Here is a 17,961-nt window from a genome sequence, read left to right as displayed (position 1 = left end):
CGACACGGCCGTGCTGGTCGACCGGGGCTGGGTCCCCCCGGCACCCGGCGGCGCGCTGGCCATGCCCGAGGTGCCGGCGCTGCCGACCGGTCAGGTGACCGTCGTCGGCCGGGTGCACCCCACCGAGAGCGGCGGCAACGGCGTGGACCGGCGCGACGGCCGGTTGGAGACCCGTCGGGTGACCGTGGACAAGCTGGCCCGGGAACTGCCGTACCCGCTGCACGGGGCGTACCTGCTGCTCGACGAGCAGACCCCGGCGAACGACCCGGCGTTCCGGGCGGTGCCGATCGGGCACACGAACAACTGGCAGAACGTCGGCTACGTCGTCCAGTGGTGGTTGTTCGCCGCCATGACGCTCTTCGGCTACGGCTGGGTGGCCCGGCGGGAGGCCCGACGGGCCGCCGGCCTGGACGCGCCGAAGCCTCCCGTGGACCGGGCCGCCGAACCGGCCGCCTCCGCCTGACCGCCCGGCCCGGCTGGCCTGCCTGGCCCGGCTGGCCCGGCTGGCCCGTGCGCGCCGCCCTGGCACCCCCGGGCGGCGAGCGGGTGCGGGCGGGTACCGGGTCAGCGTCGCATCATGGGTGCGCGTCCTTTCGAGCTGATGACGTCACGGCATCAGGCGGTGCTGCCGGGACCGCGCGGGCTCGGCCCACCACTCCCGGTCGGCAGTGACTCGTTGTCGTCATCACCTCGACAGGACCCACGACAGGCACCTGCCCGGCCGGGCAGACGGGCTGGCGGGAGCGGCACCGGGCGAACCCTCGGCGGGCCGGCGTGCTGCGGGCCGGTTCCGCGCCGGAACGCGGGGCGACGCCGGACGCTGTATGGTCCGCAGGATGTCCAACGCGCGTGAGGTGTCGTGGTGACCTCCGACCCCGCCCCGTCGTACCCGTCCGACCCGCCCGGCCCGTCCGGTCCGCCCACGCAGGCGAGCCCCGCCTACGATCCCTGGGCCCCGTCGCCGGACGTGCCACCGGCGTCGACGGCGTTCCCCGCGCCCCCGGCGGCCTTCCCGGCGACCCCGCCGGCGTTCCCCCCGGCACCGGCGCAGCAGACGCCCCCCACGGCCCCGTTCCCGACCACACCTCCCCCGGCGGTACCGGTCGACCCCTCCACCCCGTCGACCGCCGAGCCGTACCCGGGACCGCCGGCCCAGTTCTCCGCACCACCCGCGCAGTTCTCGGCACCACCGGCGCAGTTCTCGGCACCGCCCGCGAACTTCTCGGCACCGCCCGCGCAGTTCTCCGCACCACCGGCGCAGTTCTCCGCACCGCCCGCACAGTTCTCCGCACCGCCCGCGAACTTCTCCGCACCACCGGCGCAGTTCTCGACGCCGCCGGCGGGGTTCCCGGCACCGGCCGGGGCCGACCCGTACGCCGCGCCGATGGGCCAGCCGGGGCCGTACCCGCCGCAGTTCACCCCGCCGCCGGGGATGGCGGGTGGTCAGCAGGCGGCGGCGGTGCAGATCGGCGAGATCATGGTGAGTCCGCCGGTGATCCACACCCCGGCGGGCGCGATGCCCCTGGCCGGTGCCACCTGGTACGTCACCGACCACTGGCAGCGGGAGGAGAAGATCGCCAGTTGGGCGATCGTCTGCGCCATCCTCGGCTTCTTCTGCCTCACCATCTTCAGCCTGCTCTTCCTGCTGATCAAGGAGACCCGGTACCACGGCATGGTGCAGGTGACGGTGACCAGCGGCGGCCACCAGTACGTGGCCCGTATCCCGGTGGTCGACCAGGGGCAGGTGCAGCAGATCAACAACCAGGTCAACTACGCCCGTTCGCTGTCCACGCTCTGAACGATCGTCCCGCCGGGGTGGCTCAGTCGGTCGGTCGCCCGGCGTGCAGCGCCCGGACCGTGTCGATGGTGTCCGCCTCGGCGGCCGACTTGTCGTCGCGGTAGCGCAGCACCCGGGCGAACCGGAGCGCCACCCCGCCCGGATAGCGGGTGCTCGCGAGCACCCCGTCGAAGGCGATCTCGACCACCTGCTCGGGGCGGACCCGCACCACCCAGTCCCCGCGCTCCACGGCCAGCCCGAGGAAGCGTTCGGTCTGCCAGCGCAGCAGGTCGTCCGTGAGGCCCTTGAAGGTCTTGCCGAGCATGACGAACTCGCCGGTGCGCGGGTCCCGGGCACCGAGGTGGAGGTTGGACAGCCACCCCTCCCGCCGTCCGCTGCCCCACTCGACCGCCAGCACGACCAGGTCGAGGGTGTGCCGGGGCTTGACCTTGACCCAGGCGGTGCCCCGTCGACCGGCGTCGTAGGGCGCGTCCGGCGACTTGATCACCACCCCCTCCTGACCGGCGTCGAGCGCGGCGGCGAACACCGCACCGGCCTGCTCGGGGTCGGCCACCTCGGCCCGATCGACCAGCAACGACCCGTCGACCACATCGGCGAGCCGGGCCCACCGCTGCCGGCCCGGCAGGTCGATCAGGTCGTCGCCGTCGAGGTGCAGCAGGTCGAAGAAGTACGGCGTGAGCGCGGTCGCCTCGGCCAGCGGGGCCACGTCGGCCGCGCCGGTCGCACCGCTGGCGGAGGTGACCCCGGTGGCGGTGGCCCGCCGGGCCGCCCGGCTGGAGGTCTGCGGGAACGGCAGCGGGCGGCCGGCGGTGTCCAGCCCGATCGCCTCGCCGTCGAGCACCACGTCGCGGACCGGCAGGGCGCGTACGGCGGCGACCACCCCGGGCAGCCGGGCGGTGATCTCGTCGAGGCTGCGGGTGAAGACCGCGACGTCGTCGCCGGAGCGGTGCACCTGGATGCGGATGCCGTCGAGTTTGACGTCGACCACGGCCGGCACCCCGGTCGCCTGGAGCGCGGCGTCGACCGAGGGGGCGCTCTGGGCCAGCATCGGCGCGAGCGGGCGGCCCACCTGGAGCCCGAACCCGGCCAGCGCGGCGGCCCCACCGGTGCGGGCGGCCAGCGCGACGGCCCGCAGGTCACCGGCGAGCAGCAGGGCGCGACGGACCGCCGTCACGGGGACCTCGGCGGCCTTGGCGATGGCGTCGGCGAGCAGGCCCGCCTGGGCGCCCTGACGCAGCTCGCCACGGAAGAGTGCGACCAGCAGCCGCTGCTCGTCGACGGTGGCGGCACCGAGGAGGGCGGCGAGCAGGTGCCGGCGGCGGGCCTGGGAACCCGGTCCGTGCACGGCGGCGATCTCGTCGATCGCCGCGTCGACGGCGGTCACGGTCAGGGTCGGCTCGGCGGCCGGCGGCGGCAGGTCGCGCAGACTGGCCCAGCCCACGCCGGTCTGCCGCTGACGCAGCTCACCGGCGAGGTAGCCGGAGCCGACCGACACCTCGGACAGGTCGAGCGCCCGCAGCGCGCCGGCCAGCAGCTCCACCTTGGCCCGCCGGCCGGTGGTGGCCGCGACGGCCGCGGAGGTGGCTGCCAGGTCGAGGAACCGCACGCACCTCATCCTGCCAGCCACCCCCGACATCGCCCGGGTATTGCCGTACCCGGGCCGTCCCGATCCGGCCGTCCTCCCCAGTGGCACCGGGTGTGACCACCCGGTGCCACGGCTCAGACCGAGACGGGTTCCTCTATGCGCAGCCCACGGGCGCGGACGCCGTCGGCGACCCGGGACAGCACGCCGTCCAGGGCGACCAGCACGGCCGAGAGCTCGCCGAGCTGTTCCTTGAGCGTGTCCTCGGGCCACGCGGAGACGTCGACGTCCCCCAGAGCGCTCACGGCGGCTTCCAGCCGCGTCATCACGTCGTTCGTACGCATGTTCGAAAGGCTATACCAGGTGCGCGAACGACACGCCGCAAACCGCGACATCGACCCCGACGTTATGGTTCCGCGACCTAACCGGCCCGTCGCCCCTGCCCGGCCACGTTCGCCAGCAGCAACGCCTCGGCCAGGCAGACCCGGGCGAACTCGCCGAGGTGCAGGCTCTCGTTGGGGCCGTGTGCCCGCGCGTGCGGGTCCTCCACCCCGGTCACCAGGATCGCCGCCTGCGGGAACATCTCCTGGAAGGTGGCGATGAACGGGATCGAACCCCCGACGCCGATGTCCACCGGCTCGGTGCCGTCCCAGGCGGCCCGGAAGGCGGCTCGGGCGGCGTCGAACATCGGCCCCGACGCGTCGATGACACACGGGTCGCCGTCGTGCTCCAGGGTCACCGTCACCCGGGCACCCCACGGCGCGTGCCGCTCCAGGTGGGTACGCACCGCGTCGTACGCCCGCTTGGGGTCGTCGCCCGGCGCCAGCCGTACGCTCAGCTTGGCCTTCGCCGCCGGGACCAGCGCGTTGGGCGCCTCGCCGGTGGCCGGCGCGTCGATGCCGAGCACCGCCACCGCCGGTCGGGTCCAGAGCCGCTCGGTGATCCGGCCGGTGCCGATCAGCGCGACCCCCTCGACCAGCCCGGCCTCGGCCCGGAACCGGTCCTCCGGGTAGTCGACGGCGGCCCCCGCCCGGCCGGTCAGGCCCTCGACGGCCACGTCCCCGGCGTCGTCGTGCAGGGTCGCCAGCAGGCGGACCAGCGCGGTCAACGCGTCCGGCACGGCCCCACCGAACATGCCGCTGTGCACCGCGTGGTCCAGGGTGCGCAGCTCGACGAACAGGTTCACCACGCCGCGCAGCGAGGTGGTCAGCGCCGGCACGCCCACGTCCCAGTTGGTGGAGTCGGCGATCACGATGACGTCCGAGGCGATCTCCTCGCGGTGCTCGGCGAGCAGCCGCTCCAGCGAGTCCGAGCCGTACTCCTCCTCGCCCTCGATGAACAGCACCACGCCGACCGGGAGCTGGTCGCCGAAGGCGCGCAGGGCGGCGACGTGCGCCATGATGCCGGCCTTGTCGTCGGCCGCGCCGCGCCCGTAGAGACGGCCGTCCCGCTCGACCGGCTCGAACGGCTCGGACTCCCACAGCGACAGGTCGCCGACGGGCTGCACGTCGTGGTGGGCGTACATGAGCACGGTGGGTGCGCCGGGCGGGGCGGCCTTCGTCCCGATCACGGCGGGCTGACCGCCCGACCGCACGATCCGCACGTCGAGACCGCAGCCGCGCAGCAACTCGGCGACCGCCTCGGCGGAGCGCTCGACGTGCGAGTGGTCGAACCCCTCGAACGCGATGCCGGGGATGCGGACGAGACGTTCCAGGTCGGCACGGACCCCGGGCAGTTCCCGCGCGACGGCGGCCCGTACCTCGGACTCGGACATGATCGGTGAGGTCATGACCGGCATCGTATGCCGGCCTTACCGCGAGCCACCCGGCGAGCCGGAACCCGCGGTCGGGCCGGGCCGGCGACCGACCGCAGCCGCCGGCCCGACGGCCGGGCCGGGAGCACCGGCGGGAGTCGGGCGACGGACGTAGTAGTGGTCCGGGTCGTGCGGCAGGGTCGGCGCGCCGTCGACCACCAGGTCGACCGCGTCGGCGGTCCGGTCGACGGCGAAGTGGGCCTCCTCCCCCGCGTGCCAGCGCCGCAGCTCCGCCAGCAGGTGCGCGCCGTCGCGGTCCAGCGCGCGCCGCAACCGCACCGGACCCGGCGCGGTGACCTGCACCGACAGGGTCAGCTCCGGGCGGATCGCCGCCCGCGCGGCGCTCACCCCCTCCAGCAGCAGCACCGGCGCGACCGGCACCGGCACCTCGCGGGGCAGGAACGCCCGGCGCCCCCAGCTGTACCGCCGGTAGGAACCCGGTCGCCCGTCCCGCAGCGGGGTGAGCACCCGTTCCTCCAGCCGGGTCCAGAAGGTGAACTGGTCGTCCCAGCCGTCGAGCAGGTCGTCGGTGTGCACCACCGGTGGCCGTCCGCCGTCGGGCAGGCCGGCCAGGGCGTCCGCGAGGCGCGCGGTGAAGACGCTCTTGCCCGCGCCGCTGGGTCCGTCGACGGCCACCAGTCGGGTACGCCCCAACCGCGCCGGCCCGGCGAGCACCCGCCGGGCCAGCGTCGCGTACGCCTCGACCAGCGCCACCGTCACACAGGTGACGCTAGTGGGTGTCCCCCGTGAGCCTGGTTCCGCCGTGGGGAGTGAGGTTCGTCGGGCGGCGCGGTGGGCGCCGGGGCATGATCTGGACGTGCTCAATGACGTGATGAGTCCCGGCGTGGACGCTCTGCTGGAACAGGCCCGGGCCGGGCTGCGCCGGTTGAGTCCTCACCAGACGGTCGAGGCGGTACGGGCGGGTGCGCTGCTGGTCGACACGCGTACCGAGGGGCAACGCCGGGAGCAGGGGGACCTGCCCGGCGCGATCGTCATCGACCGGACGGTGCTGGAGTGGCGGCTGGACCCGGCCAGCGAGTGGCGTATCCCCGAGGCGACCGGCTACGACCGGGAGATCGTGGTGGCCTGCCGGCACGGTTACAGCTCCAGCCTGGCGGCGGCGAGCCTGCAGGCGTTGGGCCTGCGCAACGCCACCGACATGACCGGCGGCGTGCAGGGGTGGCTGGAGGCCGGGTTGCCGCTGTCCGACCAGCCCGCCGACGTGCGCCGCTGACGACCGGCCCCGGTACGACGACGGCCCGACCGACCTGCCTGGCCCCGGACCGGCTGCCCGGCCGATGCGGGCACGGGGCCGCGGCCCAACCGCTGCGGGCACTGACCGGGTGTCCGGCCGGTGCGGGCGGGATGGTCAGCTCGTGGGTGGTGCGCCGGGTGGGATGAACGGCAGGTCGGCGGGAGCGCCGCTCTCGATGAGCCGCCACAGCGCGGCGGTGTCGAGGTGTTCCTCGACCAGGTCGCCGAGCAGGTCGAGGGAGCGTTCGCGGGCGGCGTCGAAACTGGTGCCCGGTGCGACCGTGAAGCCGTGCCGGCCGGCCGACCGGGCCACCTCGGTCAGGAACCGACGGCGGAACTCGTCGGACTCGAACGCGCCGTGCCAGTGGGTGCCGTGCACCGCGCCGAGCCGCGCGCCCTCGGGCCGGCCGTCGGCGTGGTGCAGCAGCGGCGGCAGGTCCGCGTCGGCGGTGGAGACGTACCCGTGGTGAATCTCGTAGCCGCGTACCGGGACGTCCGGCACGGCGGTGCCGACGGCGGGGCGGACGGTCTTGACCGGGTCGAAGGTGATCTCGATGGGGAGCAGGCCCAGCCCGGGGACGCTGCCCCGGCGGCTCTCCACCGGATCGTGGATGGCGGTGGCCAGCATCTGGAAGCCGCCGCAGATGCCCAGTAGCGGCCGGCCGGCGGCGGCGTGCGCGGTGACCGCCTCGGCGAGCCCGGTCTCCCGCAGCCAGGCCAGGTCGGCGACGGTGGACTTCGAGCCGGGCAGGACGACCAGGTCGGCGGCGGCCAGCTCGGCGGGCTCGACGGTGAGCCGGACCCGGACGCCCGGCTCGGTGGCGAGGGCCTCCACGTCGGTGGCGTTGCTGATCCGGGGCAGTCGGACCACGGCGATGTCGAGCCAGTCGGTGCCGTGCGGGGCGGCGGGCCGGCCGAGCACCCGGCCGTAGGCGAGCGAGTCCTCCGCGTCGAGCCACAGGTCGAGGTGCCAGGGCAGCACCCCGTAGGTGGGCCGGCCGGTCACCCGGTGCAGCATGTCGAGCCCGGGTCGGAGCAGGCCGAGATCACCCCGGAACTTGTTGATCACGAAGCCGGCGATCAGCGCCTGGTCGGCGGGGTCGAGCAGGGCCACCGTGCCGAACATCGAGGCGAACACGCCGCCCCGGTCGATGTCGCCGACCACGATCGTGGGGAGACCGGCGTGCCGGGCCAGCCCCATGTTGACGTAGTCGCCGGCCCGCAGGTTGATCTCGGCGGGGCTGCCCGCGCCCTCGCAGATCACCACGTCGTAGGTCGTCCGCAGCTCGGCCAGGGCCGCGTACGCCGTCTCGGCGAGTTTCGGACGCAGGGCCCGGAAGTTGCCGGCGGTGACCGTGTCGACGGCCTCGCCGAGCAGCACCACCTGACTGGCCAGGTCACTGCCGGGCTTGAGCAGCACCGGGTTGAACCGCAGGTCGGGAACAAGCCCGCAGGCGGCGGCCTGCATCGCCTGGGCCCGCCCGATCTCGCCGCCCCGCCCGTCCGGGCCGACCACCACGGCGGAGTTGTTGGACATGTTCTGTGCCTTGAAGGGGGCCACGGCGACGCCGGCCCGGTGCAGCCACCGGCAGATGCCGGCGGTGAGCACACTCTTGCCCGCGTCGGAGGTGGTGCCCGCGACGAGCAGCCCGCCGCTCACCGCCCACGCCCCCGGTCGTCGACCCCGGCCACGGCCGGTACGCCGACGGCCCCGGACGCCCCGGAGGCCCACGCGGGCCGCCGCACCCCGGCGGCCCGACCACGCCCGACCGCCGCTGCCGACCATCCGGTGAGCCGACGCAGCGGGCGACCCCACAGCGCGCCACCGGCGGCGGCGACCAGCCGACCCCCGGTCGTCGGCCAGGTGGCAGCCAGCGCGAGGGCGGCCAGCCCGACCGTGCCGGAGAGCCGGGCGGCCCGCTTCAGGTGCCGGGCCTCGGGGCGTGGGCCGTCGCCGAGGAACGGTCGCACCTCGGACCGCCCGAAGTAGACGTTCCGGCCGCCGAGCCGGACGCCCAGCGCACCGGCCATGGCCGCCTCGCACTGCCCGGCGTTGGGGCTGGGGTGGTCGTTGCGGTCCCGACGCCAGACCTGCCAGGCCCGCTCCCGGTCGCCGTGCACGGTGGACGCGGCGGCCACGGTGAGCAGCCCGGTCAGTCGGGCCGGCACCAGGTTGAGCAGGTCGTCGAGCCGGGCGGCCGGGGTGCCGAACCGGGCGTAGCGCGGTGACCGGTGCCCGACCATCGCGTCGAGGGTGTTGGCCGCCCGGTAGCCGAGCAGGCCGGGCAGCCCGGCGAGGGCGCCCCAGACCAGCGGCGCGACGACGGCGTCGGAGGTGTTCTCGGCCACCGACTCGACGGTGGCGCGGGCCAGCTCGCCCTCGTCGAGCCGGGACGGGTCCCGACCGCAGAGGTGTCCGAGCCGGTGCCGGGCCGCCGGCAGGTCACCGGCGCGCAGGGCCGTGCCCATCACGGTCGCCTCGTGACGCAGGGTCCGCCCGCCGAGCACCGTCCAGGTGCCGGCGGCCACGGCCAGGGCGCGGGCCACCGGGTGACGCCGGGTGGCCCGGCTGACTGCCGCCCCGAGCAGCACCGGCCCGCCCACCGCGACGGCGGTGAAGAGCACCCCCGCCCGGCGGTCGGCGCGGTAGACCCGCCGTTCCAGGGCACCTGCGGCCCGGCCGAAGCCGGCCACCGGATGCCAACGCCGAGGATCGCCGAGCAGGCTGTCCAGCGCGTACCCGGCCACCAGCCCGACCGTGTCCGCCGTCGCCGTGCGTCGCCCCACCCGTCACCACCTCCGGCCGGCCAGCCTAGTCGTACGGCGGGGTGACCACGTCGCCGTCGCCACCCCGCCCCCCGTTCCGTACGAACCGGAACCCGTGCCCCTTCCCCGGCACGGGTTCCGGGGCACGCCCACACCCGGTGCGGGCACCCGTGGGTGTTTCTCAGGCCGGAACCGGCACCCGCCCCCGGCCACGCCGGCCCCGGCCCGCCGGACCGAGGGCCACCTCGCCCGGGGTCGGGACGACCGTGCCCTGCGCACCGGCCGGCCCCTCGTCGCCGGGGCCGTTCTCCCCCTCCGGCCGGTTCCCGCCGCCCGGACCGCCCTCACCGCCCAGACCGTCCTCACCGCCCGGACCGCCCTCACCACTCGGACCGCCCCCGTCGCCTGGGCCGCCCTCGTCGCCCGGCCGGTCCCCGCCGCCGGAGCGCATCGCCGGTTCGTCGTCGGGCAGCGGGGCCAGGTCGTCGTCGGGTTCGTCGTCGAACGGGTCGGCCGGCGGGACGTACCCGCTGCCCGGCAGGTCGTGGCCGGCGCGCGGGAGACCGAATCCGGACAGGTCGAAGTCGTCGTCGAGGGGGCGGTCGTCCGGCGCGGCGGGCACCTGGTCGGCCGGCACCGGCTCGGTCGGCTCGCCGTGCACCCGCTGGGCGGCCGCCGCGTCCTCCACCGTGCTGGTGGCCATGCTCGGCCGGTTGCGCAGGAAGCGGGACCGGCCCCGGGACAGGTCGTGCCCGACCGCGACCGCCTCCAACTCGTAGAGCACCCGGTGGTTGCCGGCGTCGTCGGTCCAGTCACGGGTGTAGAGCCGTCCCGCGACCACCACCGGGTCGCCGACCATGACCGAGGCGGCCACCCCCTCGGCCAGCTTGCGCCAGCAGTTGACCCGGACGCGCAGACTGTTGCCGTCCACCCACCGACCGCTGTCCCGGTTGAGGCGGCGGGCGGTCGAGGCCACCTTGAAGTTGGCGACCAGGGTGTTGCTCTGCGCCGTACGACGCCATTCCGGCGCGGTCAGCACGTTGCCGACGATCGTGACGTAGGTATCGAACATCGTCCCCTCCCAGGGGCCTGTGGATGCGGTGGCGAGTCGACTCGGGACCGAGCCTGGCCGGTACGACACGGCGACGCGAGGCCCCGACCCCGTCCTGTGGACAACCGGAGCGCCTGTGGACGACCACCTGATCAAGGTCCCGGTGTGCTAGGCCATCAGGCCCTGGGATGGCCCGACCGGCCGGGACGAGGATCAGGGGGCGGAGCCGATCCCACCCCTCGGGTCACGACGACAGGGGAAGGTGGCGTCACCCGGAGTGAGGTCGACCCCTGCTGGGTAAAGAGTTGATCACCCAGGCACCACCAGGCACGACGTCCGACGAGAAAGGCAACGCTGATGATTCGGACCCCGTTGCGTACGACCGGCTCCGTCCGCACCGAGCGGGAGGTGCGGCGATGAGCGCGGTGGCGAACCCGGCGACCGTGGCCGAGTGCCTGCGGATGGGCGCGGGCTTCTCCCAGGGCGACCGGAACTGGATCGTCGAGCAGTTCGGCACCCTGGACGCCCGGCTGGCCGCCTTCCACGCCGACGCCACCGAGCTGGAGGTGTCGGTCAAGGACCGGGAGGCGCGCGGGCAGAAGGTCACCCTGGAGTGCTGGATCGCCGGCCGGCAGAAGATCGTCACCACGTCGAGCGAGGAGGACCTGCGGGCCGCCCTCAACGACGCCCGGGACGACCTGCGCCGCAAGCTCAACGACGCCAAGACCAGGCAGGAGCCCCGGCACAACAAGCACATCCGGGAGATGGCCCAGCCCACCCCGGCGCCGGATCTCGACGCCGACGGGAACCTCGACCGGGTGGACGCCGAGACCGCCTGACCGGACACCGGGCCGTTCCCCTCTCCCGCCAGAAGGGAACGGCCCGGCTCGGGCTGCCCGCCAGCGTCCGGGCAGCGGTTGAGCGGGCTGCGCCGACGCCGTCCACCACGACGTCCGACCCGGGGCTACCGCCGGGTAGCCTGCGGGCGTAGCGTCGCGGTCGTGGAACAGGACGTGCTGGGGCCGCCGTACGAGCGGCAGACGATCGACCTGGGCACCGACGACGAGGGTCCGGTGGTCGCGACCCTGGTCCGGCGGCGCGCCGACCGCCCGACCGGCCGGGCGGTGCTCTACGTGCACGGCTTCGTCGACTACTTCTTCCAGACCCACCTGGCCGACTTCTACGCCGAGCGCGGCTGGGACTTCTACGCCCTCGACCTGCGCAAGTACGGCCGTAGTCTGCTACCCCACCAGACCCCGAACTTCTGCCGCGACCTGAGCGACTACTTCCCCGAACTGGACGCCGCCGCGAAGATCATCCGCGACGAGGACGGGCACGACACCCTGCTCGCCATGGGCCACTCCACCGGCGGCCTGATCATCTCGCTGTGGGCACACGCCCGCCGCGACGCCGCAGCGGTCGACGGGCTCGTCCTGAACAGCCCCTTCTTCGACCTCAACGCCCCCTGGCTGGTCCGTCGACCCCTCGCGGCCGCCGTCTCCCGGCTGGGCCGTCGCGCGCCGCACCGCATCCTCCCCTTCGGCCTGGGCACCGTGTACGGCGAGAGCCTGCACGCCGACCATCGCGGCGAGTGGACGTACGACCTGGCCTGGAAGCCGCTCGCCGGGTTCCCCGTCCGGGCCGGCTGGCTGACCGCCATCCGCGCCGCCCAACGGCAGCTCCGCGCCGGGCTGGACATTCCCGTCCCCGTGCTGGTGGCCTGCTCGACCCGGAGTTTCCGGGGCACCCGTTGGCACGACTCGGCGGCCCTGGCCGACGCGGTGCTGGACGTGGAGCACATGGTCCGCTGGGCGCCCCGGCTCGGCCGGCACGTGACCGTGGCCCGCTTCGACGGCGGCAAGCACGACCTGGTCCTCTCCGGCCCCGCCGTACGCGAACGGGTCTTCGCCGAGGTCGGTCGGTGGGCCGACGCGTTCCTCGATGCCGGCCCGACCCTGCCGGACGCCGATCGGCCCCCGGCCGCGCCCGCTACCTCCTCCGGACCCGAGCCCGGGGCCTCCTCCGGGTCGATGATCGACTCATCTGAGCCGATGCAGCGGTAACCGGCAGGCGGGATAGCACCACATCGGCCCACTTGAGTCGATCAAGCCGCCTGGACAGGCAGGGCGGGCGGTGGTCGGGAGGCGGAGGGGCGGTCAGGAGGTGGGCAGGGCGGCGAGCACGCGGTCGAGCGTCGCCACCGGGTGGCCGCCTCCGGACGCTTCGCCGCTGTACGCTTCGCCGTTGGGCGCGTCGTCGGCGGGCGCTTCGTCGGCGGGTAGGAGCACGCCGAGGCAGCGCAGGCCGACCTCCCCGGCGGCGTCGGAACGTACCCCGAAGACGGGAGCGCCGACGTAGCCGGCGGGGAGCGCGGCGGTGATCCGCAGCCGGTCGCCGTCGCGGACGGCCCGCTCGACGGCGACCTCCAGCGGTCGGCTGCCGTCGCCGCCGACGCCGAGGGCCAGCACGATCGCGGTGACCGGCCCGGCACCCAACGCGTCGAGATCGTCCGCCGTCACGGCGACCGCGGCGGGCACCGGCTGCACCCGCCACCGCCAGCCCTGCCCGGCGGCGTACCCGTGCAGCTCGCCGGTGGGCAGGGCCGCCACGCCGAGCCGCGCGTCCCGGTTCCAACCCGCCGGCAGATCCGCCAGCGGCAGCGACGCGCCCGCCACGCCGGCCGGCTCGGTGACACTGGACCGCAGGCCGAGCCGCTGCGCCTGCCCGGCGACCACGTCGGCGGTGAGCAGGAACTCGCCGGCCGGATGGCCGAGGAAGAAGGCGGTACCCGGGTCGCCGGCCGTGTCGACCGGCAGGATGGCACGGCCCAGGAGCTGGCACAGCTCGTAGGCGACCTCGTCTTCGGCGTCGGGTTCCAGCAGCACGGACCCGAGGGTACGGCCCGCCGCGCCGGGCGGAAGAGGGGTGCCCGGATCGGGGGTGCCGTGCGACGCTGATCACGCGTGTCCGGATGCGACCCGTTCCGCCGTACGGCGGGGGGTCGGCGGTACCCTCTTGGCGCGACACGTACGCCGCGCGCCCGTAGCTCAGCGGATAGAGCAGGGGACTTCTAATCCCAAGGCCGCAGGTTCGAATCCTGCCGGGCGCACCCACGCCGACCTCCACACCAACCCACCCCACCACAGGTGACGGATCGGTCACTACAGGTTACTCGTCGCAGGGCAAGCGTTTATCCAGGTCCTGGGAGAGACCTTCTTCACCATCCATCAACATTGATGAATGTCACGCAGCTCGTTTGGATGGACACGCACCGTCAACCGGCGGTGTCCACCACCAACCGAGGAGCATCCTTGCCCCGGTCCCCGTTCCGGACCCGACGACCGCGCACCCTGACCGCCGTCGCCGCCGCCACCCTGGCCACCGCTCTCGCGGTGCTCTCCGCCCCGACCGCCGCCCTGGCCTGGGGGCCCGGCACCGAGCCGGCCCAGCCGTACGCGCAGCCGAGCATGCCCACGGTGCCCAAGCGCGGCTGCCAGTCCACCGTCGCCAACCCGGCCGCACCGACCGGCGCGACCCCCGCCGTCCAGGTGATCTACGCCTGGCACGACGGCGTCGGCAACAACTACGAGGCCAACGTCGAGTACATCGCCAAGGTGGTGGACCGGATCGACTGGGCGCTCGACGAGTCGACCAACTACGACCAGCACTACAACTTCAGCTGCCGTACGGGCTACGACACCAGCACGTACGCCGGCTACGCCCGGTCCCTGGTCGTGCCCGAGAAGATCGACGCCGGGGCGAACCCGAACACCCCCGCCAGCACCGTCCGCAGTGACCTGATCTCCGCCGGATACCAGGACAGCAACCGGATCTACCTGGTCTTCACCGATTTCGCGTCGAACTCCGACGCCTACCAGTGCCCGTCCGGCGGGAACTCCAGCGGCGTGCACTGCTCGGCGGTGACCGAGTCGTGGACGACTGGTGTGGCCGGGCACGAGTTGCTGCACGTGCTCGGCGCGGGGCATGCCTGGATGGCCGAGACGGGGGCCTCCTACGTGCCGGACATCATGTACGGCTGGTGGGACAACTGGAACACCGATCCGGGGTTCCGCAGCTACTACGACCCGAGTGAGCTGTCGGCCAGCTTCTACATCGACCCGAGCCCGTCGACGGCGAAGGTGAACGTCGCGAACCACCCGATGCTGACCGCCCCGGTCTGCTGCGACGTGGGCGCGAACAACGACCTGCTCACCGCCGAGCAGCGTACGGTCGAGGCCGCCACCCCGAGCAGCAGTACGTCGACGTTCACCACGTCGGGCGGCTGGCACCAGGTGACGCCCGCCTGCGGCATCTCGACGAACTCCTGCACCTACTTCGACGGTCGCCGGTCGGTCCAGCTCAACACGTACACCGGGCCGTCCAACACGTCGTCGATCTCGCTGACGAACCGGGCGACGGTCACCGCCGGCCGGACGTACAAGTTGTTCACCCGGTTGCGCAGCGGCACGGCGGTGAACACGCAGCTCCAGCTCGCCTGGTACAACTCGGGTGGCACCCTGCTGTCGACCAGCACCGGAGCGACCGACACGCTCGCCAGCAACTGGCTGGAGTACCGGACGACCGCCACCGCCCCGGCGAACGCCGCCAGCGTGCGGATCACCGTGAACGTCCCGCCGCAGTCCACCACCGGCAACCAGGCCATCAACCTGGACAGCCTCCAGCTCAACGACTGCACGGCGAACACCGGCGGCACCTGCCGCTACGACACCTGAGCCATCGGCGGGGTATGGGCGGCCACGAGCGGCCCGTACCCCGCCCGGCAGCACGAGCGGTCACGCCCGTCGGCCCGGATCATGCGTACCGTCGTTGCGGGCATGGTCACAGTCCTGCCACGCGACCACACTACCCGGCCCACTCACGCTGAATTGCCCCAGAACGATTGATCGCTCGGCGATCAGGCGGGTGATCCCTGGATACCAGGACTCGTATTTGACGTAATGCTGCTGCAGGACGGGGCTGGAAGAGAAGATCTCCACGATGTACGCCCGCCAGCCCTCCTCGGCCTTTGCGTTCAACTTCTTCCGGCGATACCAGATCCACTCGAATGCGTCTATGACCAGTTCCGCCACAGCTTGGACCCTGTGGCGGTTCGGATCATCATCAGCCAGGGGCATCCCGTCATAGATGTACGGACGAAGATCAGGGTGGTCCACGAAAGTCTTGTCCAGCTCCCGGAAAAGACTGATGGCACCGTAGTAGGTAGATACCTGGTGAGCCTGTCGGGACAGGCGGTAGCCGTAGAAGGCGGACAGCAACGAGACCACTATCGCCACCAACGCCAACACGTCTGACGATTGCATACAAAACTCCCAGGCTTCCAAGCAGCATAAGGGGTTTCATCAAGCGAGATACCGCAAGCCTCCCCGAGCAGAAAGTGGCTGACCGTTGCCGATATCGAGGGAACGCCGCCACCCATGACAGCTGGCCAGAAGCAGCGTCAGGGACAGCCGACTCCCACTTTCGAGCCGAAGAAGGGATCCACAAACCCCCGTTCGCACGTCGGACTTCACACCTGCCAACATGGTCCCGGATCGATGCAAGCCGACAGCTCGACTACCGCAACCCATTGAGCATCCCGGGCAGCAGAGATACCTCGACCCGTCTTGCCACGGCTACCTTGATCACATATCGGCCATCCCTACCGGTCGGGCGGGAGCCGCAGGTTCTCGCGTGGCGGTGCCGATCGCGGGTTGATCGACCAATTGCCACGAAGCTCCGGCATTCGTTGATCTCTCCGCTACCCGGTAGGGCCATCGGTCGCAATCACCCACGGCACCTGCCCACAGTGGCAGCAGTCAGCGGGACCCGGTGCGGCAGTTTCGCCGTCGCCCACAGAGCCGGCACCGCTGCCTTGTCGGTCGCCTTGGAGCTGGGCGATCCGACAGGTTGAACATCGACATCGCGAGCATGGCGGAGGTCAACGCCAACGCGACGATTTCCCCGGACCCGGCCCGGCCGGTACTCAGCGCGCCGGTCGGCGCAGTCCGGCGAGGACGAGGGTGATCACCCCGTCCGCGTCGGGCCGGTAGGCCGGGTGGCCGAAGGCCGCGCAGATGCCCTGCAGGGCCATCATGACCGCGCCGGCTCCCACGTCGTCGCGGATCTTCCCGGCCCGCACGGCGGCGGCCAGCAGGTCGGTGACGGCCCGGCCGAGGGCCTCGGCGCCCTCGGCCAGCGCACCCGAGCGGGCGGCCATCAGTGTGGACAGGGTGCGGGCGAGGCCCTCGTGGTCGTGCAGGTGGGCCACGAATCCCCGCAGGAACGACTCCAGCGCCTCGTCGGCGGGCAGGGTGGTCTGCGCCTCGCGGGCCCGGTCGCACATGGCGGCGAGTTCTTCCCGGTAGACCGCCTCGGCCAGGGCTTCCCGGGTGGGGAAGTGCCGGTAGAGCGTGCCGACGCCGACCCCGGCCAGCTTGGCGAAGTCGTCGAAGCGCAGGTCGTAGCGACCCTCGGCGAACAGTTCGCGGGCCTTGGCGAGCAGGGCGTCGCGGTTGCGGCGGGCGTCGGCGCGCAGCGGCTTGGGGTCGGTCATGTGGGGGCCTCGCGTTGACAAGTGGAGACTGTCTCCATATTTTGGAAGTGGAGATGGTCTCCGATTATAGCTCCTGAGGTGCGCGTGAAGATCTTGATGTTCGGCCGGGGCGTGATCAGCGCGACCTACGGATGGGCCCTGGAACGGGCGGGCCACCACGTGGAGTTCTACGTCCGCCCGGGGCGGGCGGCGGCGTACGGGGAAACGATCGACCTCGACCTGCTCGACGCCCGGCGGCGTCCCTGGGGTCGGCGGGTCGTCGAGACGTGGCCGGTGCGCTACCGCGAGACGTTGGAGCCCGACCACGACTTCGACCTGATCGTGCTGAGCGTGCAGCACTACAACTTCGCCGAGGCGGCGGCCTTCCTGGGGCCCCGGGTGGGCGGAGCCACGGTGCTCGTCTTCAACAACCTGTGGGTGGAGCCGCTGACCGCGACCGCCGACCTGCCCGTCGACCAGGTGGCCTGGGGCTTTCCCGGGGCCGGCGGCGGGTTCGGCGACGACGGCGTACTGCGCGCGTCCCTGCTGCCCGTGGTCTTCCTCGGCACGCTCGACCGGCCGCCCACCGAGCGCGAGCAGGCCGTGCGCCAAGTGTTCCGGGCGGCCGGGTTCCGGGTCCGGGAGAACGCCGACTTCCGTGGCTGGCTGTCGGTCCACTTCGCCCAGAACGCCGGCCTGCACACCCAGAGCCTGCGGCGGGGCACCCTGTCCGGGCTGACCACCCGGGACCTCCGCGAGGCGATCCTCGCCACCCGCGAGCTACTGCCGCTGATCGAGGCGCGCGGCGTCGACCTGCGGCGGCACCGCGCCGAGCTACTCCCCTTCACCGCGCCCACCTGGCTGGCGGCACCGGCGATGTCTCTGCTGATCAACCGCTTCCCGCCGATGCGCCGGGTGACAGCAGCGCACGCCAACCCCGAGGAGCTGCGCGCGGTCTGCCGCGACACCCTGGCGGAGGCCCGCCGGCTGGGCGTGCGGGTGCCCCGGCTGGAGGCCGCCGAGCCCTACTTCGCCGCCACGACGACGCCCTGACTCCCGTCACCCGGCACCGGCCGCACCCCGTCCGCCCGCCGGCCGGCGCTCGGGCCACGCACCCGCCGCACCCCGCTCACCGCCCGCCGGCCGGCGGCCGGAGAGCGGGCGA

15 protein-coding genes, 1 tRNA gene and 2 pseudogenes are annotated in these 17,961 nt (G+C 73.4%); 8 read left to right on the top strand and 10 right to left on the bottom strand.

Annotation, left to right across the window (positions count from 1 at the left end):
* Together ACOJTC_RS02210 and ACOJTC_RS02205 are read left to right on the top strand one after the other, a co-directional pair.
* Positions 1 to 463 (top strand): SURF1 family protein (locus ACOJTC_RS02210; RefSeq protein ID WP_420115531.1); only part of this gene is annotated, 463 nt, incomplete at its 5' end.
* Between the two features lie 399 nt (positions 464 to 862).
* Entirely contained in the window at positions 863 to 1,798 is a 936-nt protein-coding gene (locus ACOJTC_RS02205) for a hypothetical protein (RefSeq protein ID WP_420115530.1), read from the top strand.
* Positions 1,799 to 1,820: 22 nt separating this feature from the next.
* Here the strand turns inward: ACOJTC_RS02205 and ACOJTC_RS02200 are convergent, their stop codons facing one another.
* The 4 genes and pseudogenes from ACOJTC_RS02200 to ACOJTC_RS02185 form a co-directional block, all read right to left on the bottom strand.
* A complete protein-coding gene (locus ACOJTC_RS02200; protein WP_420115529.1) occupies positions 1,821 to 3,413 on the bottom strand; it encodes an ATP-dependent DNA ligase in 1,593 nt (530 codons plus the stop codon).
* Positions 3,414 to 3,517: 104 nt separating this feature from the next.
* Entirely contained in the window at positions 3,518 to 3,724 is a 207-nt protein-coding gene (locus ACOJTC_RS02195; RefSeq protein WP_088646578.1) for a hypothetical protein, read from the bottom strand.
* A gap of 77 nt (positions 3,725 to 3,801) precedes the next feature.
* Entirely contained in the window at positions 3,802 to 5,154 is a 1,353-nt protein-coding gene (locus tag ACOJTC_RS02190; RefSeq protein WP_357928129.1) for a dipeptidase, read from the bottom strand.
* A 129-nt stretch (positions 5,155 to 5,283) separates the two neighbouring features.
* A pseudogene (locus ACOJTC_RS02185) lies at positions 5,284 to 6,091 on the bottom strand (uridine kinase family protein); the annotation flags it as partial.
* Between ACOJTC_RS02185 and ACOJTC_RS02180 the strand changes: the two are divergent.
* Entirely contained in the window at positions 6,026 to 6,427 is a 402-nt protein-coding gene (locus ACOJTC_RS02180) for a rhodanese-like domain-containing protein (RefSeq protein WP_204928144.1), read from the top strand. The pseudogene ACOJTC_RS02185 and the gene ACOJTC_RS02180 overlap by 66 nt on opposite strands.
* A 135-nt stretch (positions 6,428 to 6,562) precedes the next feature.
* Here ACOJTC_RS02180 and ACOJTC_RS02175 read toward each other — a convergent pair whose 3' ends face one another.
* The 3 genes and pseudogenes from ACOJTC_RS02175 to ACOJTC_RS02165 form a co-directional block, all read right to left on the bottom strand.
* Complete coding sequence (locus ACOJTC_RS02175) at positions 6,563 to 8,107, bottom strand: cobyric acid synthase (RefSeq protein ID WP_420115528.1); 1,545 nt, start codon at positions 8,105 to 8,107, stop codon at positions 6,563 to 6,565.
* A 149-nt stretch (positions 8,108 to 8,256) separates the two neighbouring features.
* Positions 8,257 to 9,234 (bottom strand): annotated as a pseudogene (locus ACOJTC_RS02170) (cobalamin biosynthesis protein); the annotation flags it as partial.
* A gap of 160 nt (positions 9,235 to 9,394) precedes the next feature.
* Entirely contained in the window at positions 9,395 to 10,285 is an 891-nt protein-coding gene (locus ACOJTC_RS02165) for a single-stranded DNA-binding protein (RefSeq protein ID WP_420115527.1), read from the bottom strand.
* A gap of 395 nt (positions 10,286 to 10,680) precedes the next feature.
* On the opposite strand from ACOJTC_RS02165, the gene ACOJTC_RS02160 reads away from it, so the two are divergent.
* Together ACOJTC_RS02160 and ACOJTC_RS02155 are read left to right on the top strand one after the other, a co-directional pair.
* Entirely contained in the window at positions 10,681 to 11,103 is a 423-nt protein-coding gene (locus ACOJTC_RS02160; protein WP_204928057.1) for an HPF/RaiA family ribosome-associated protein, read from the top strand.
* 162 nt (positions 11,104 to 11,265) lie between these two features.
* The gene (locus ACOJTC_RS02155; RefSeq protein WP_420115526.1) at positions 11,266 to 12,327 is read left to right on the top strand and encodes an alpha/beta hydrolase; all 1,062 of its coding nucleotides are present in this window, start codon (positions 11,266 to 11,268) and stop codon (positions 12,325 to 12,327) included.
* Positions 12,328 to 12,420: 93 nt separating this feature from the next.
* Here the strand turns inward: ACOJTC_RS02155 and ACOJTC_RS02150 are convergent, their stop codons facing one another.
* Positions 12,421 to 13,149, bottom strand: a complete 729-nt coding sequence (locus ACOJTC_RS02150; protein ID WP_420115525.1) for a hypothetical protein — start codon at positions 13,147 to 13,149, stop codon at positions 12,421 to 12,423.
* A gap of 151 nt (positions 13,150 to 13,300) precedes the next feature.
* Between ACOJTC_RS02150 and ACOJTC_RS02145 the strand changes: the two genes are divergently transcribed.
* A tRNA-Arg gene (locus ACOJTC_RS02145) sits at positions 13,301 to 13,373 on the top strand.
* Between the two features lie 202 nt (positions 13,374 to 13,575).
* Positions 13,576 to 14,997 carry a hypothetical protein gene (locus tag ACOJTC_RS02140; RefSeq protein WP_377687069.1) on the top strand — a complete coding sequence of 474 codons (1,422 nt, stop codon included), beginning with the start codon at positions 13,576 to 13,578 and terminating at the stop codon, positions 14,995 to 14,997.
* A gap of 60 nt (positions 14,998 to 15,057) precedes the next feature.
* Here the strand turns inward: ACOJTC_RS02140 and ACOJTC_RS02135 are convergent, their stop codons facing one another.
* Together ACOJTC_RS02135 and ACOJTC_RS02130 are read right to left on the bottom strand one after the other, a co-directional pair.
* A complete protein-coding gene (locus tag ACOJTC_RS02135; protein ID WP_420115524.1) occupies positions 15,058 to 15,570 on the bottom strand; it encodes a hypothetical protein in 513 nt (170 codons plus the stop codon).
* 677 nt (positions 15,571 to 16,247) lie between these two features.
* Positions 16,248 to 16,817 (bottom strand): TetR/AcrR family transcriptional regulator, encoded by a 570-nt coding sequence (locus tag ACOJTC_RS02130; protein WP_420115523.1) that lies wholly within the window; start codon positions 16,815 to 16,817, stop codon positions 16,248 to 16,250.
* A 78-nt stretch (positions 16,818 to 16,895) separates the two neighbouring features.
* Between ACOJTC_RS02130 and ACOJTC_RS02125 the strand changes: the two genes are divergently transcribed.
* The gene (locus ACOJTC_RS02125) at positions 16,896 to 17,849 is read left to right on the top strand and encodes a ketopantoate reductase family protein (RefSeq protein WP_420115522.1); all 954 of its coding nucleotides are present in this window, start codon (positions 16,896 to 16,898) and stop codon (positions 17,847 to 17,849) included.
* The last annotated feature ends 112 nt before the right edge of the window (positions 17,850 to 17,961 follow it).

Origin of the sequence: Micromonospora sp., from assembly GCF_048594385.1 — a bacterium.
Lineage (GTDB): Bacteria > Actinomycetota > Actinomycetes > Mycobacteriales > Micromonosporaceae > Micromonospora > Micromonospora wenchangensis.
This window is presented reverse-complemented; position numbering and strand designations above follow the sequence as displayed.

Coding starts and splice junctions, on each gene's coding strand:
- ACOJTC_RS02200 (WP_420115529.1), bottom strand. CDS start 3,413: ATGAGGTGCGTGCGGTTCCTCGACCTGGCAGCCACCTCCGCGGCCGTC.
- ACOJTC_RS02195 (WP_088646578.1), bottom strand. CDS start 3,724: ATGCGTACGAACGACGTGATGACGCGGCTGGAAGCCGCCGTGAGCGCT.
- ACOJTC_RS02190 (WP_357928129.1), bottom strand. CDS start 5,154: ATGTCCGAGTCCGAGGTACGGGCCGCCGTCGCGCGGGAACTGCCCGGG.
- ACOJTC_RS02180 (WP_204928144.1), top strand. CDS start 6,026: ATGAGTCCCGGCGTGGACGCTCTGCTGGAACAGGCCCGGGCCGGGCTG.
- ACOJTC_RS02165 (WP_420115527.1), bottom strand. CDS start 10,285: ATGTTCGATACCTACGTCACGATCGTCGGCAACGTGCTGACCGCGCCG.
- ACOJTC_RS02160 (WP_204928057.1), top strand. CDS start 10,681: ATGAGCGCGGTGGCGAACCCGGCGACCGTGGCCGAGTGCCTGCGGATG.
- ACOJTC_RS02130 (WP_420115523.1), bottom strand. CDS start 16,817: ATGACCGACCCCAAGCCGCTGCGCGCCGACGCCCGCCGCAACCGCGAC.